Annotated in this window: 13 protein-coding genes; 4 read left to right on the top strand and 9 right to left on the bottom strand. The window is 61.3% G+C overall.

The annotated features are described in order from the left end of the window. Positions 1-60 precede the first annotated feature (60 nt). Complete coding sequence (locus tag J1G18_RS21105) at positions 61-1449, bottom strand: heavy metal sensor histidine kinase (RefSeq protein WP_223008394.1); 1389 nt, start codon at positions 1447-1449, stop codon at positions 61-63. Next, complete coding sequence (locus tag J1G18_RS21100) at positions 1439-2119, bottom strand: heavy metal response regulator transcription factor (RefSeq protein ID WP_027611153.1); 681 nt, start codon at positions 2117-2119, stop codon at positions 1439-1441. The genes J1G18_RS21105 and J1G18_RS21100 overlap by 11 nt, the downstream gene beginning before the upstream one ends. A 136-nt stretch (positions 2120-2255) precedes the next feature. Between J1G18_RS21100 and J1G18_RS21095 the strand changes: the two genes are divergently transcribed. Beyond that, positions 2256-2741: a GlcG/HbpS family heme-binding protein gene (locus J1G18_RS21095; protein WP_135294718.1), complete on the top strand. Its 486-nt coding sequence runs from the start codon at positions 2256-2258 to the stop codon at positions 2739-2741. An 11-nt stretch (positions 2742-2752) separates the two neighbouring features. Next, positions 2753-3163 (top strand): hydroxyisourate hydrolase, encoded by a 411-nt coding sequence (gene uraH / locus J1G18_RS21090; RefSeq protein ID WP_097086822.1) that lies wholly within the window; start codon positions 2753-2755, stop codon positions 3161-3163. A 122-nt stretch (positions 3164-3285) separates the two neighbouring features. Here the strand turns inward: uraH and J1G18_RS21085 are convergent, their stop codons facing one another. Further along, entirely contained in the window at positions 3286-3963 is a 678-nt protein-coding gene (locus J1G18_RS21085) for a Crp/Fnr family transcriptional regulator (RefSeq protein WP_223008393.1), read from the bottom strand. Between the two features lie 82 nt (positions 3964-4045). Here J1G18_RS21085 and J1G18_RS21080 point away from each other — a divergent pair, with 82 nt between their 5' ends. Further along, on the top strand, positions 4046-4570 hold the full coding sequence (locus J1G18_RS21080; RefSeq protein WP_098966608.1) for a DUF962 domain-containing protein: 525 nt from the start codon (positions 4046-4048) through the stop codon (positions 4568-4570). Positions 4571-4651: 81 nt separating this feature from the next. Here J1G18_RS21080 and J1G18_RS21075 read toward each other — a convergent pair whose 3' ends face one another. The 6 genes from J1G18_RS21075 to dibA all read right to left on the bottom strand — a co-directional run bounded on the left by J1G18_RS21075 (position 4652) and on the right by dibA (position 11152). Beyond that, complete coding sequence (locus J1G18_RS21075; protein WP_025113397.1) at positions 4652-5641, bottom strand: sulfate/molybdate ABC transporter ATP-binding protein; 990 nt, start codon at positions 5639-5641, stop codon at positions 4652-4654. A gap of 3 nt (positions 5642-5644) precedes the next feature. Continuing rightward, positions 5645-6517: a sulfate ABC transporter permease subunit CysW gene (gene cysW / locus J1G18_RS21070; RefSeq protein ID WP_003220512.1), complete on the bottom strand. Its 873-nt coding sequence runs from the start codon at positions 6515-6517 to the stop codon at positions 5645-5647. Between the two features lie 12 nt (positions 6518-6529). Next, complete coding sequence (gene cysT, locus J1G18_RS21065) at positions 6530-7348, bottom strand: sulfate ABC transporter permease subunit CysT (protein ID WP_027611147.1); 819 nt, start codon at positions 7346-7348, stop codon at positions 6530-6532. A gap of 242 nt (positions 7349-7590) precedes the next feature. Beyond that, positions 7591-8604 (bottom strand): sulfate ABC transporter substrate-binding protein, encoded by a 1014-nt coding sequence (locus tag J1G18_RS21060; protein ID WP_027611146.1) that lies wholly within the window; start codon positions 8602-8604, stop codon positions 7591-7593. Positions 8605-8741: 137 nt separating this feature from the next. Next, positions 8742-8924: a sulfur starvation response protein OscA gene (gene oscA / locus J1G18_RS21055; protein WP_003220508.1), complete on the bottom strand. Its 183-nt coding sequence runs from the start codon at positions 8922-8924 to the stop codon at positions 8742-8744. 308 nt (positions 8925-9232) lie between these two features. Next, the gene (dibA, locus tag J1G18_RS21050; RefSeq protein ID WP_134785155.1) at positions 9233-11152 is read right to left on the bottom strand and encodes a phosphodiesterase DibA; all 1920 of its coding nucleotides are present in this window, start codon (positions 11150-11152) and stop codon (positions 9233-9235) included. 147 nt (positions 11153-11299) lie between these two features. On the opposite strand from dibA, the gene desA reads away from it, so the two are divergent. Further along, a complete protein-coding gene (gene desA / locus J1G18_RS21045; RefSeq protein ID WP_027611144.1) occupies positions 11300-12484 on the top strand; it encodes a delta-9 fatty acid desaturase DesA in 1185 nt (394 codons plus the stop codon). Positions 12485-12548 lie beyond the last annotated feature (64 nt).

Genomic DNA, 12548 nt, shown 5'->3' with positions numbered 1-12548 from the left:
TCACATGTGATGCATTAGTCACCAAACTCTAGCTGAGTTTCAGAATACTTGCACGGCGCATCATTGGCTCAGGACAAAACCCAACTCAAACACTGTGCCACTCGCATCACTGCTCACCCTGACCTGCCCGCCATGCAACAGCATGATCGACTGCACGATCGCCAGCCCCAGCCCACCGGAATCCCCAGGCTGCGCCCGTGAAGGGTCGACGCGATAGAAGCGGTCGAACAGTTTGCCCAGATGTTCTGGCGCAATCACCGGGCCGTGGTTGTGTACCTGTAACCAGCACACGCCCGGCTCATCGTGGCGGCGCAGGCTGATCAGTGTGCCTTCATCGGCATGACGCACCGCGTTGGCCAGCAGATTACCCAGGGCACGTTGCAGCAGTTGCTGATCGGCCAACAGTTCGCCGTGCAGCCGGTTTTCCAGGCGCAACTGGCGATCATCGGCCAAGGCTTCGAAGTAATCGCACAGCTCGCTGCCGACGCTGTGCAGATCCAGCGTGCGCAAGTCGAGCGCACGCTCCGCCTGTTCGGCGCGGGCGAGGAACATCAGGTTCTCGGCCATGCGTTTGAGGCGTTCGAATTCTTCCATGTTCGACGCCAGCAGCTCCTGATACTCCGCCGTGCTGCGCGGGTGATTCAACGCCTGGCCGTTGCTGGCAAGCAAGGTGTGCAACGGGGTGCGGATCTCGTGGGCCAGATCGGCGGAAAACTGCGACAGCCGCTGCACGCTGTCGTCCAGTCGCGCGAGCATGCCGTTGAGCGCCTGCACCGGTTCGAGCAGTTCGGCGGGGGTGCCACTGGCGGGCAGACGCTGGTCGAGGCTGCGCAGATCAATGCCGCGCACCGCCGCGCTTAACTGGCGCAACGGTTGCAGACCACGGCGCAGCAAAACCAGGCCCAGCGCGAACGCCAGCAACGCGCCAAGCCCGACGGCCAGGTACAGGCGCAGGCGATAACTGGCGAGCATCTGTTCACGCTCAGTAAGCACCTTGCCGGCGATCACGGTGAGCGGTTCGCCGTTCGGCCCTTGGGCTTCACCGGACAACAGCGCCAGCTCGGCGCCGTCCGGCGCTTGCCAGGTCAGCACATCGCGACGCTGCGGCGTTTGCTCGCGTGCGATTGCGTTCAATGGCGGCAGCTCGCGCTGGCGCGGGTTGATCGCAATCACGTTCGAGCCATCGGCCCGCCGCACCAACAGCAGGCTGTCGAGGTTACCGAGCATGTTCTGATAGAGACGTGGCCGCGCCTGCAAGGCGCCGAGGCTGTCACTGTCGGCGAGCAAGGCGCGCACCTGCTCCAGACGGCCGAGCAACGCGAGGTCGTCGCGGTAGGCGATTTCCGAGTCGAGCGAGCGGTAGAGAAACACACCGATCGCACTCAACACCAACGCGCAAACCACAGCGAACGCCAGCGCCAGACGCCAGGCGATCGACCTAGACCGCATCGTCGGGCGCCTCCAGCTGATAGCCGACCCCGCGCACGGTATGGATCAGTTTCGGCATGTACGGGTCATCGACCTTGGCCCGCAAACGCCGCACTGCAACTTCGACCATGTTGGTGTCGCTGTCGAAATTCAGGTTCCACACCTGCGAGGCGATCAGCGTGCGCGACAGCACTTCGCCCTGACGGCTGGCGAGCAATTGCAGCAAGGCAAATTCCTTGTTGGTCAGGGCAATGCGCTGACCGCCGCGACTGACCCGACGCCGTAGCACGTCGATTTCCAGGTCGGCGATGCTGTAGGACTCGGCCTCGCGCAGCGGCCCGCGCCGCAGCAACGTGCGCACCCGCGCGAGCAATTCGGCGAAGGCGAAGGGTTTGAGCAGGTAATCATCGGCGCCCAGTTCGAGGCCGCGCACGCGGTCTTCGATGGCGTCCTTGGCGGTGAGGAACAGCACCGGCGTGGCGCCGCGCTGGCGGATCAGTTGCAGCAGCTGCCAGCCATTGAGGCCCGGCAGCATCACGTCGAGGATGATCAGGTCATATTCCTGCTGCTCGATGAAATAGCGCCCATCGAGACCATTGAGCGCCACGTCCACGGCAAAACCCGACTCGCCCAGGCCCTTGGCCAGGAAATTCGCGGTTTTGGCTTCATCTTCTACGACCAGCAAACGCATGGCACACCTCGATTGATCAGGCACACAGGCTAGGCGCCTTCGGCGGCGTTGCCCATTACAAACTTGTAATCCGACTGTCGGGGTTCTGACGAAGAGCGGCGGCTAAGGTGATGTCCTTCGCTTTCGGAGCCTGTTCATGACCGTCAAATACCTTGCAGCCAGCCTTGCCCTCGGCCTCAGCGTCAGTGTTTTCGCCGCCCCTGAACTGCCGCGCCACGCTGACCTCGATCTGAAAACCGCACGCCTGCTGGCCGACACCGCGTTGAGCAATTGCACCGCCACGGTATCGGTGCTCGACCGTGGCGGCAACTTGCTGGTAACCCTGCGCGGCGACGGCATCGGCCCGCACAACACCGCTGCCAGCCAGCGCAAAGCCTACACCGCGCTGTCGACGAAAACCCCGACCCGGCTGTTCGCCGAGCGCGCCCGCAGCAATCCGGAAACCGCCAACCTCAACACCCTCGATGAGCTGCTGTTGCTCGGCGGCGGGATCCCGTTGTTCGCCGCGGATGAACTGGTCGGCGCCATGGGCGTGGCCGGCTCCGGCGGCGGCGAGCAAGACGAAAGCTGTGCGATCAAGGCCGCCGAAAACGCCGGCCTGACCTTCACCCGTTCCCAATAAGGAGACTGACCATGACTACCCTGCGCATGACCTTCGCCGCACTCGGCCTGAGTGCCTTCTCCAGCCTGGCGCTGGCCGCCGGCAACCCGCTGAGCGTGCACGTGCTCAACCTGGAAAACGGCCTGCCCTCGCCGGGCGTCAACGTGACCCTGGAAAAACACGTCGGCCAGAACTGGCAGCCACTGGCCCAAGGCACCACCAACGAGCAGGGACGCATCGCCGAACTGTTCCCGGCCAAACAGCCTTTCGAGGCAGGCGAATACCGGGTGGTGTTCAAGACCGGCGAGTATTTCGAGAAGAACAAGCGCGAGACGTTTTTCCCGGAGATTCCGGTGATTTTCCAAGTGAAGCAGACTGACCAGCACTACCACATCCCGTTGCTGCTCAGCCCTTACGGCTTCTCGACCTATCGCGGTTCGTAAAAACAACAGCGATCATATGTGGGAGCGGGCTTGCTCGCGAAAGCGATGTGTCAGTGCATGATGTGCTGGCTGACACGACGCCTTCGCGAGCAAGCCCGCTCCCACAGGGATGGCAGTGTTCTTTAGAGTATGGCCAGCGCGCGCAATCGCTTGGCATCGAGAATCTCGATCTCGCCATACCCCAACCCGATAATCCCCTGCCCTTGCAGATCCTTGAGGATCTGGTTGGTGGTCTGCCGTGACAGCGACAGCATCGACGCCAGCTGCTCCTGCGGCAGTTGCAGGACCCGGCGTGGCGCATCGATTTCGCCGTAGCCCTCGGCGATCATCAGCAAGCGATGGGCCAGGCGTGCCGGAGCCGGCAGCAGGCTCAACTGTTCGAGATTGATGAAGGTCAGGCGCAGTTTGTGGCTCATCAGCAATGCCAGATGGCGCCAGTACACCGGCTGTTCGTCGAGGATTTTCAGCAGCGTGGCCTGCGGGATATTCAGCAGGGTGCACGACCCGACCGCATACGCATCATGAGTGCGTGGCTGGCCGTCGAACAGGCAGATTTCGCCGAACCAGTGCGGCGCCTCCACCAGGCTCAGCAACGCCTCCTTGCCCTGCTCGCTCACCGCGCCGATTCGGATCGCGCCGTCGAGCACCGCGTACAGGCCGCAGGGCGGATCGCCGCGCTGGAACAGGCGCTGCCCCGCCGTCAGCCGCCGCTCCCGAGCCGCCGCCAGCAGACTATCCTGAAAGGATGCCGGCAGATGACTGAACCATTGCCCGGTCAGCAGCCGTGAACGCTTATCCATGATCACTCCCAATTGTCGCCTGCCTGACAGAGCGAACGCCGAACCCGAGACATGCTGCACGCACCCTACAGGAGGAACAACAATGAAAAGCCTCGTCGACCATCTCAGTCAATACGCCGCCTACCACCGCGACCCGCGCAACATCGCCAGCCACTTTATCGGCATTCCGCTGATCGTGGTGGCGGTGGCGGTGTTGCTGTCGCGACCAGAATGGTCACTGGGCGGCTTGTGGATCTCTCCGGCGGTGCTGCTGGCGCTGGCGTCGGCGTGGTTTTACCTGCGCCTGGAACTGAAGCTGGGCGTTCTGATGACGCTGTTGATGGGCCTGTCGGTCTGGGCCGGGCATGCGCTGGCGCAGCAGAGCACCATGGTCTGGCTGAGCAGCGGGCTGGCGATGTTTGTGATTGGCTGGGTGATCCAGTTTGTCGGGCACCACTACGAGGGGCGCAAACCGGCGTTTGTCGATGACGTGAGCGGGCTGATTGTCGGGCCGCTGTTTGTGGTGGCCGAAGTGGCGTTCCTGCTCGGCATGCGCCATGAGTTGAAAGAGCAGATCGAGGCGCGGGCGGGGGTGGTGCGGGTCAATCCGAATCGTGCGGCTGTATAGGCCGCTTTCGCGAGCAAGCCCGCTCCCACAATGGAATGCGTTCCAAAGGTGGGAGCGGGCTTGCTCGCGAAGCTTTTGACTTTAGAGGCCGGCGACTTTCTGCCAGACCTTCGGCTTGAAGAACAGCGTTTCACCCTTGGCCAGTCCGATCAGGCTGTCGTGATCCTTCACCACTTCCGCCTCGATCAGATCGGTCTGCCCTTCCACCTTCAACGTCACCCGCGTGGTCGCGCCCAATGGGCGAATATCACGCACTTCAGCGGCGTGGTGATCTTCCAGTTCATGCTTGGACAACGACACTTCGTGCGGACGGAACAGCACATGGTTGTCATCGCTGAGCAGCAAGCGGTTCGAGTCGCCGAGGAAGTGATAAACGAAATCGCTGGCCGGGTTTTCGTAGACGTCGCCCGGTGAGCCGATCTGCTCGATCACGCCCTTGTTCATCACCACGATGCGGTCGGCGACTTCCATCGCTTCTTCCTGGTCGTGGGTCACGAACACCGAGGTCAGGTTGATGTCTTCGTGCAGGCGCGCGAGCCAGCGGCGCAGCTCTTTACGCACCTTGGCGTCGAGAGCGCCGAACGGCTCGTCGAGCAGCAGCACTTTCGGTTCCACCGCCAAGGCACGGGCCAAGGCGATACGCTGACGCTGACCGCCGGAGAGTTGCTCCGGGTAGCGATCCGACAGCCAGTCCAGCTGCACCATGTTCAGCAGTTCGTGGACCTTGGTCGCGATCTGGCTTTCGCTCGGGCGCTGGTTTTTCGGTTTCATGCGCAGGCCGAACGCGACGTTGTCGAACACCGTCATGTGCCGGAACAGCGCGTAGTGCTGGAACACGAAACCGACGTTGCGATCACGCACGTCGTGGCCGGAGACGTCTTCGCCGTGAAACACGATGTTGCCCTGATCCGGGGTTTCCAGGCCGGCGATGATCCGCAGCAGCGTGGTCTTGCCGCAGCCGGACGGGCCGAGCAGCGCCACCAGTTCACCGCTGTGGATGTCCAGGCTGATGTTGTCCAGCGCCTTGAACGCATTGAAATTCTTGCTGACGTTACGCACTTCGATCGACATGAATTATTCCTCCGCGGCGCTGGCGCGCAGGCGGTTGATACGGTTTTCGCTCCACTGCTTGAGCAGCAGGATGAAGAGCGCCAGGATCAGCAACAGGCTCGCCACGGCGAACGCGGCCACGTGGTTGTATTCGTTGTAGAGGATCTCGACGTGCAGCGGCAAGGTGTTGGTCACCCCGCGAATGTGCCCGGAAACCACCGACACCGCACCGAACTCACCCATGGCCCGAGCGGTACACAGCACCACACCATAGATCAGGCCCCACTTGATGTTGGGGACGGTGACATGCCAGAACATCTGCCAGCCATTGGCGCCGAGCAGGCGCGCGGCTTCCTCTTCCTGCGTGCCTTGTTCCTGCATCAGCGGAATCAGCTCGCGGGCCACGAACGGCACGGTGACGAAGATCGTCGCCAGCACGATGCCCGGCAGGGCGAAGACGATCTGGATGTCATGATCCTGCAGCCACGGGCCGAACAGGCCCTGAGCGCCAAACATCAGCACGTAGACCAGACCGGCGATCACCGGCGACACCGAGAACGGCAGGTCGATCAGCGTCACCAGCATGCTCTTGCCACGGAACGAATATTTGCTCACGCACCATGCGGCGCTGACGCCGAACACCAGGTTCAGCGGCACCGAAATCAGCACGGCGATCACCGTGAGTTTCAGCGCCGACAAGGCGTCCGGTTCAAAGATCGCGGTGAAGAACGCGCCGAGGCCGTTCTTCAAACCCTGCGACACCACGATGAACAGCGGCAGCACCAGAAACAGGAAAAAGATCAGCCAGCCGAGACCGATCAGCACGCGCCGTGAAGTAGCGCTGCCACGGCGGGCAGCGTTGGCCGAGGACGCGGCCGCAATAGACGATTGGGACATGTTCGCGCCTCCTTATGGGGTTTCGATGCGCCGCTGCAACAGGTTGATCAGCAGCAACAGGACGAAGGAAACCACCAGCATCAGCACGCCGATGGAAGTGGCGCCGGTGTAATCGTACTGGTCGAGCTTGACCATGATCAGCAGCGGCAGGATCTCGGTTTTCATCGGCATGTTGCCGGCGATGAAAATCACCGAGCCGTACTCACCGACACCGCGGGCGAACGCCAGGGCAAAACCGGTCAGCCAGGCGGGCAACAGCGCTGGCAAGAGGATATGGCGGAACACCTGCAAAGGTTTCGCGCCAAGGCAGGCAGCGGCCTCTTCGACTTCACGGGGAATGTCAGCCAGTACCGGCTGCACCGTGCGCACCACGAACGGCAGGGTGACGAAAGTCAGCGCGAGGGTGATGCCCAGCGGCGTGTAGGCAATCTTGAAACCGAGGTCGGCGGCAAACTGGCCGACCAGACCGGTCGGGGTGTACAGCGCGGTCAGGGCGATACCGGCCACCGCCGTCGGCAGGGCGAACGGCAGGTCGATCATCGCGTCGATCACCTTGCGCCCGGGGAAGGTGTAGCGCACCAGCACCCAGGCCAATAGCGTACCGATGATGCCGTTGATGATCGCTGCACACAGCGCGGTACCGAAGCTCAGCTTCAACGCTGCCAGCACGCGTGGCGCGGTGATGATCGTCCAGAACTGATCCCAGGTGAGTTGGGCGGCGTGGACGAACATCGCCGCCAGCGGGATAAGCACAATCAGGCTGAGGTACACCAAGGTGTAGCCCAGCGTCAGCCCGAAGCCGGGTATGACGGGGGAGATACGACGCGACATAAAAGTCCTTGGTTAAAAAGCATTCCGCTGAACGCACCAATGTGGGAGCAAGCCCTGTGGTGAGGGGATTTATCCCCGACCGACTGCGAAGCAGTCGCAAAACCAGAGTTCGCGGTAGATTTGATTCACCGCAAAGGTCGGCATTGGGGCTGCTGCGCAACCCATCGGGGATGAATCCCCTCACCACAAAAGCTCACTCCCACATCTCAAGTGCCTAAACTTCAGGCTCATTGTGGAGCAGATTACTGCGCCTGATAGATCTGGTCGAACACGCCACCGTCGTTGAAGAACTTCGGTTGTGCGGATTTCCAGCCGCCGAAGTCCTTGTCGATCGTCACGAGTTCCAGTTTCGGGAACTGCTGGGCGTACTTCGCCGCCACGTCCTTGTCGCGCGGGCGGTAGAAGTTCTTCGCGGCGATCTCCTGACCGGCCGGGCTGTACAGGTGCTTCAAGTAGGCTTCGGCGATCTGCTCGTTGCCCTTCTTCTCGGCGTTCTTGTCGACCACCGCCACCGGTGGCTCGGCAAGGATCGACAGCGAAGGCACAACGATGTCGAACTTGTCGGCGCCGCCGTCTTCTTTCAGCGCCAGGAACGCTTCGTTTTCCCAGGCCAGCAACACGTCTCCCTGACCGTTGTTGACGAAGGTGATGGTCGAGCCGCGAGCACCGGTGTCCAATACCGGCACGTGCTTGAACAGGGTCTGTACGTATTCTTTGGCTTTTTCTTCGCTGCCGCCGTTGGCTTTCAGGCCATAGGCCCACGCGGCGAGGAAGTTCCAGCGTGCACCACCGGAGGTTTTCGGGTTCGGGGTGATCACCGAAACGTCGTTCTTGACCAGGTCGCCCCAGTCCTTGATGCCTTTCGGGTTGCCCTTGCGCACCAGGAACACGATGGTTGAGGTGTACGGGGTGCTGGCGTCCGGCAGACGCTTCTGCCAGTCGGCCGGCAGGGTCTTGCCGAGCTTGGCGATTTCGTCGATGTCGCCGGCCAGGGCCAGGGTCACGACGTCGGCACGCAGACCGTCGATCACCGCCCGGCCCTGCTTGCCCGAACCGCCGTGGGATTGCTGGATTTTCACGGTGTCGCCGGCATGATCCTTCTGCCAGAACTTGATGAATTCGGCGTTGTAGTCCTGATACAGCTCGCGCGTCGGGTCGTACGACACATTGAGCAGTTCGTAATCCTTGGCAACCGCGGAACCGGCAAACACAGCACTGGCCAGCGCGGCCAAAGCGTAACGGCGAATCGACGACATGGTGAAAGCTCCTGGAATTCTTGGTGGTGGCTTTTTCTTATGTGTTGCTGGAATCGGGTTGCTCATTCAAAGATCGCCGCCTGCGCCAGCGCTTGCGCACAGCCCCCTGCAAAAGCTGGCGCAGGCTGCGATCTTTTTCAGCTCGGCTTGTTACCCGGCTGCTGCAAACGGAATTTCTCTTTGCGTTCAATCTGCACGACCTGGGCGTTGTGCACAGTGATCTCCACCGCGCCAAACCGCAGATCGCGCAGGGCGCTCTGGATTTCACGCAAGATGGTGGTTTCGTCCTGACCGTCAACGCTGCGAAGGGATGCGCTCATGGTGCTGCTCCTTTGAATGGGATGTGCCTGGCAGTGGGCGGCACTGCGTTCGGCGTGGGAGCAATATAAGAGAGGCGCAGATATTCTTAAAAAGACTATTTAAGAATGTTTATATAACTAGAAAACATTATCTGACGGGGCAAGGGTTTGCGCGGTGTTCCCCGAGTTTGAAGCCTGTATGAAACCTTGTGGTGAGGGGATTCATCCCCGATGGACTGCGTAGCAGTCCCTGTTTTTTAGGGCCGCTGCGCGACCCATCGGGGATAAATCCCCTCACCACAGGTTTTGTGTCAGCCATAACAGGACTGCTAACCGATAACAGGAGCTCTGGTCCAATCAATCTCCCCCGCCGGCACCGGCCGCCCAAACCAGTACCCCTGCCCCAGATCACATTCCTGCTCCAGCAGAAACGCCGCCTGCTCGGCCTGCTCGATCCCTTCGGCATGCACCTGCATGCCCATGCTGCGTGCCAGGGCGACGATCACCCGAACGATGGCTGCGTCATCCTCGTCCCACGGCAGACCGGCGACAAAACCCTGATCGATCTTGAGCTTCTGCACCGGCAAGCGCTTGAGCCGCAACAACGACGAGTACCCGGTGCCAAAGTCATCGATGGCCAGGCGAATGCCCAATTCACGCAAGCGATGCATCTGCTCCAGCGCCACTTCCGGGTCATCCATCACCGCGCTTTCGGTGACTTCCAGCTCCAGATACGCCGGATCCAGCCCGGTCTCGTGCAGCACCTGCGCCACCTGCTGATACAGCTCACGCCGGGCAAACAGGCGCGACGACACATTCACCGCGACAAACGACAACACAATCCCGGCCTGCTGCCATTGACACATCTGCGAACACGCCTGACGCATCACCCAGGCGTCGATTTCGGCGATCAGCCCGGTGCGCTCGGCAATCGGGATGAATTCCGCCGGTGACACCAGACCACGCTGCGGATGCTCCCAGCGCACCAGCGCTTCGACGCCGATCAGGCGACTGCTGTGCAAATCGTGAACCGGTTGGTAATAGACGCGCAGCTCCTGCTGCTCCAGCGCGCGACGCAGCTCGAAGGCAATCTCGACCCGTTGCTGCGCATGGGCGGTCAACTCTTCGGTGTACAGCGCGTAGCCGTTTCGGCCGCTGCTCTTGGCCTTGAACAGCGCGGCGTCGGCGTTGCGCAGCAATTGATCGGCACTCAACGCGTCGCTGGGGAACAGGCTGATACCGATACTGGCGTTGATGAACAGCTGATGCCGCTCGATGCTGAACGGTTCCTTCAGCGCATCGAGAATGCGCTGGGCCAGCGCCGCTGCCTGAACCAGTTGTGGACAACTTTCCGCCAGCACCGCGAATTCGTCACCGCCGAGCCGTGCCAGGGTAATCCCGGGGCCGAACAGGTCCTGCAGGCGCGCCGCCACCGCTTTGAGCAGGCGATCGCCGACGTTGTGCCCGAGGCTGTCGTTGATCATCTTGAAGTGATCCAGATCGATCATCAGCAGGGCGCAGCCACGCTTGTGGATCTGCGCCGAGGCCAGCGCCTGCTCGGCGCGGTCGCTGAACAACAGGCGATTGGGCAGGTCGGTCAGCGGGTCGTGATGGGCGAGGTGCTTGAGTTCGTGTTCGGAGTCCTTGATCGCACTGATGTCGGAAAATACCGCCACGTAGTGACTGAGCCGGCCCTGATCATCGTGAATCACGCGGATGGTCTGCCACTGTGGATAAATCTCGCCGCTCTTGCGTCGGTTCCAGATCTCACCGCTCCATTCGCCCTCGCTCTCCAGCGTGGCGAACATCGCCTGGTAAAAGCCCGGCGGATGGTGGCCGGACTTGAACAGGCTTGGCTGATGGCCGAGAACTTCGTCGTACTGGTAGCCGGTGATTTCCATGAACGCACGGTTGACGTGCACGATCAGGCCCTGATGATTGGTGACCAGCACCCCTTCGCGGGTGCAATCGAACACCGCTGCCGCCTGACGCAGGCGTTCACGGTCGGACTGACGCTCGCGTAGCCGCGCACCAATGCCGAGAAATTCGCACAATCTGGCCCGTGCCAGGAAAATCAGGCCAGCGCTGACGGCAGCCCAGACGTAACCGTTGATCAGTTGCCATCGCTGCAGATCGACAGACTCATCAAAGAAACTGTTCAATAAGTAACCAGTTCCCTGCAGCCAGACCACAGCAAGCAACAGGTAGAGCAGCGCTGCACGCAAGGCATCGCGGTAAGTGGCAGGCATTCGGCTGTCCATGTCCCTACAAAAAAGGCTGGAATTATAGGTCAAGAAACATCCAGCGACTCTTATCTGAAAGGGCGACTGGTTTTATCTGTGTGCTTGGTGATAATGCAACGGCTGTTTTTATCTTTATCGAGGGCCCTATAGCCTATGTGGTACGAAGGTTTTCTTGGCTTGTCGGCCTGGTCTCTGGTCGCGGTCACCCTGCTGATGACCCACGTGACAATTGTCGCCGTCACGGTCTATCTGCACCGTTACTCGGCCCATCGCTCGCTGGAGCTGAATGCCGGCCTGAAACACTTTTTCCGTTTCTGGCTGTGGCTGACCACGGCGCAGAACACCCGCGAGTGGACTGCCATCCACCGCAAACACCACGCCAAATGCGAAACCGAAGATGACCCGCACAGCCCGGTCATCAAGGGTCTGTCCACCGTGCTGCGCAAAGGCGCCGAGCTGTATCGCGCCGAAGCCGAGAACCCGGAGACCCTGCGCATCTACGGCAAGAACTGCCCCGAAGACTGGATCGAGCGCAACCTCTACAGCCGCTACCCGTTGCTGGGCGTGGCGATCATGGGCGTCATCGACCTGCTGCTGTTCGGCACCATCGGCATCACCATCTGGGCGATCCAGATGATGTGGATCCCGGTCTGGGCGGCCGGCGTGGTCAACGGTCTGGGTCACGCCATCGGCTACCGCAACTTCGAATGCCGCGACGCGGCGACCAATCTGGTGCCGTGGGGCATCCTGATCGGCGGCGAAGAACTGCACAACAATCATCACACCTACCCCAACTCGGCCAAGCTGTCGGTGAAGAAGTGGGAGTTCGACCTCGGCTGGGCGTGGATCAAGGTCTTCAGCTTCTTCGGTCTGGCCAAAGTGCAGCGTGTGGCACCGATTGCCCACCGCGTCGAAGGCAAGGGCCATCTGGACATGGACACCGCCATGGCGATCCTCAACAACCGCTTCCAGATCATGGCCCAGTACCGCAAATTGGTGATCGGCCCGCTGGTCAAGCAGGAGCTGGACAAGGTCGATCATTCGGTACGTCATCAATTCCATCGGGCCAAGCGCCTGCTGTCGCGGGAAACCAGCCTGCTGGAAGACCGTCATCACTTGCGCATCCAGAACATGCTCGAGCACAGCCAGGCGCTGAAGGTCATTTACGAGAAACGTCTGGCCCTGCAGCAGATCTGGGTCAAGACCAGCGCCAATGGCCACGACATGCTCGCCGCCATCAAGGAATGGGTGCACGAGGCCGAAGCCAGCGGCATCCAGTCCCTGCGTGAATTTGCCGACCAGCTGAAAACCTACTCGCTGCGCCCCGCCGCAGCCTGACCGCCATGAACGAATCCCCTCGCCACAGGGGATTCATCCCCGATCGGTAGCGCAGCTACCGCAA

Origin of the sequence: Pseudomonas sp. MIS38 (assembly GCF_019891575.1) — a bacterium.
In the GTDB taxonomy this organism is placed as follows: domain Bacteria; phylum Pseudomonadota; class Gammaproteobacteria; order Pseudomonadales; family Pseudomonadaceae; genus Aquipseudomonas; species Aquipseudomonas putida_A.
The sequence above is the reverse complement of the archived record's forward strand: the minus strand, read 5'-3'. Positions and strand labels throughout refer to the sequence as shown.

Coding starts and splice junctions, on each gene's coding strand:
- J1G18_RS21105 (WP_223008394.1), bottom strand. CDS start 1,449: ATGCGGTCTAGGTCGATCGCCTGGCGTCTGGCGCTGGCGTTCGCTGTG.
- J1G18_RS21100 (WP_027611153.1), bottom strand. CDS start 2,119: ATGCGTTTGCTGGTCGTAGAAGATGAAGCCAAAACCGCGAATTTCCTG.
- J1G18_RS21095 (WP_135294718.1), top strand. CDS start 2,256: ATGACCGTCAAATACCTTGCAGCCAGCCTTGCCCTCGGCCTCAGCGTC.
- uraH (WP_097086822.1), top strand. CDS start 2,753: ATGACTACCCTGCGCATGACCTTCGCCGCACTCGGCCTGAGTGCCTTC.
- J1G18_RS21085 (WP_223008393.1), bottom strand. CDS start 3,963: ATGGATAAGCGTTCACGGCTGCTGACCGGGCAATGGTTCAGTCATCTG.
- J1G18_RS21080 (WP_098966608.1), top strand. CDS start 4,046: ATGAAAAGCCTCGTCGACCATCTCAGTCAATACGCCGCCTACCACCGC.
- J1G18_RS21075 (WP_025113397.1), bottom strand. CDS start 5,641: ATGTCGATCGAAGTGCGTAACGTCAGCAAGAATTTCAATGCGTTCAAG.
- cysW (WP_003220512.1), bottom strand. CDS start 6,517: ATGTCCCAATCGTCTATTGCGGCCGCGTCCTCGGCCAACGCTGCCCGC.
- cysT (WP_027611147.1), bottom strand. CDS start 7,348: ATGTCGCGTCGTATCTCCCCCGTCATACCCGGCTTCGGGCTGACGCTG.
- J1G18_RS21060 (WP_027611146.1), bottom strand. CDS start 8,604: ATGTCGTCGATTCGCCGTTACGCTTTGGCCGCGCTGGCCAGTGCTGTG.
- oscA (WP_003220508.1), bottom strand. CDS start 8,924: ATGAGCGCATCCCTTCGCAGCGTTGACGGTCAGGACGAAACCACCATC.
- dibA (WP_134785155.1), bottom strand. CDS start 11,152: ATGCCTGCCACTTACCGCGATGCCTTGCGTGCAGCGCTGCTCTACCTG.
- desA (WP_027611144.1), top strand. CDS start 11,300: ATGTGGTACGAAGGTTTTCTTGGCTTGTCGGCCTGGTCTCTGGTCGCG.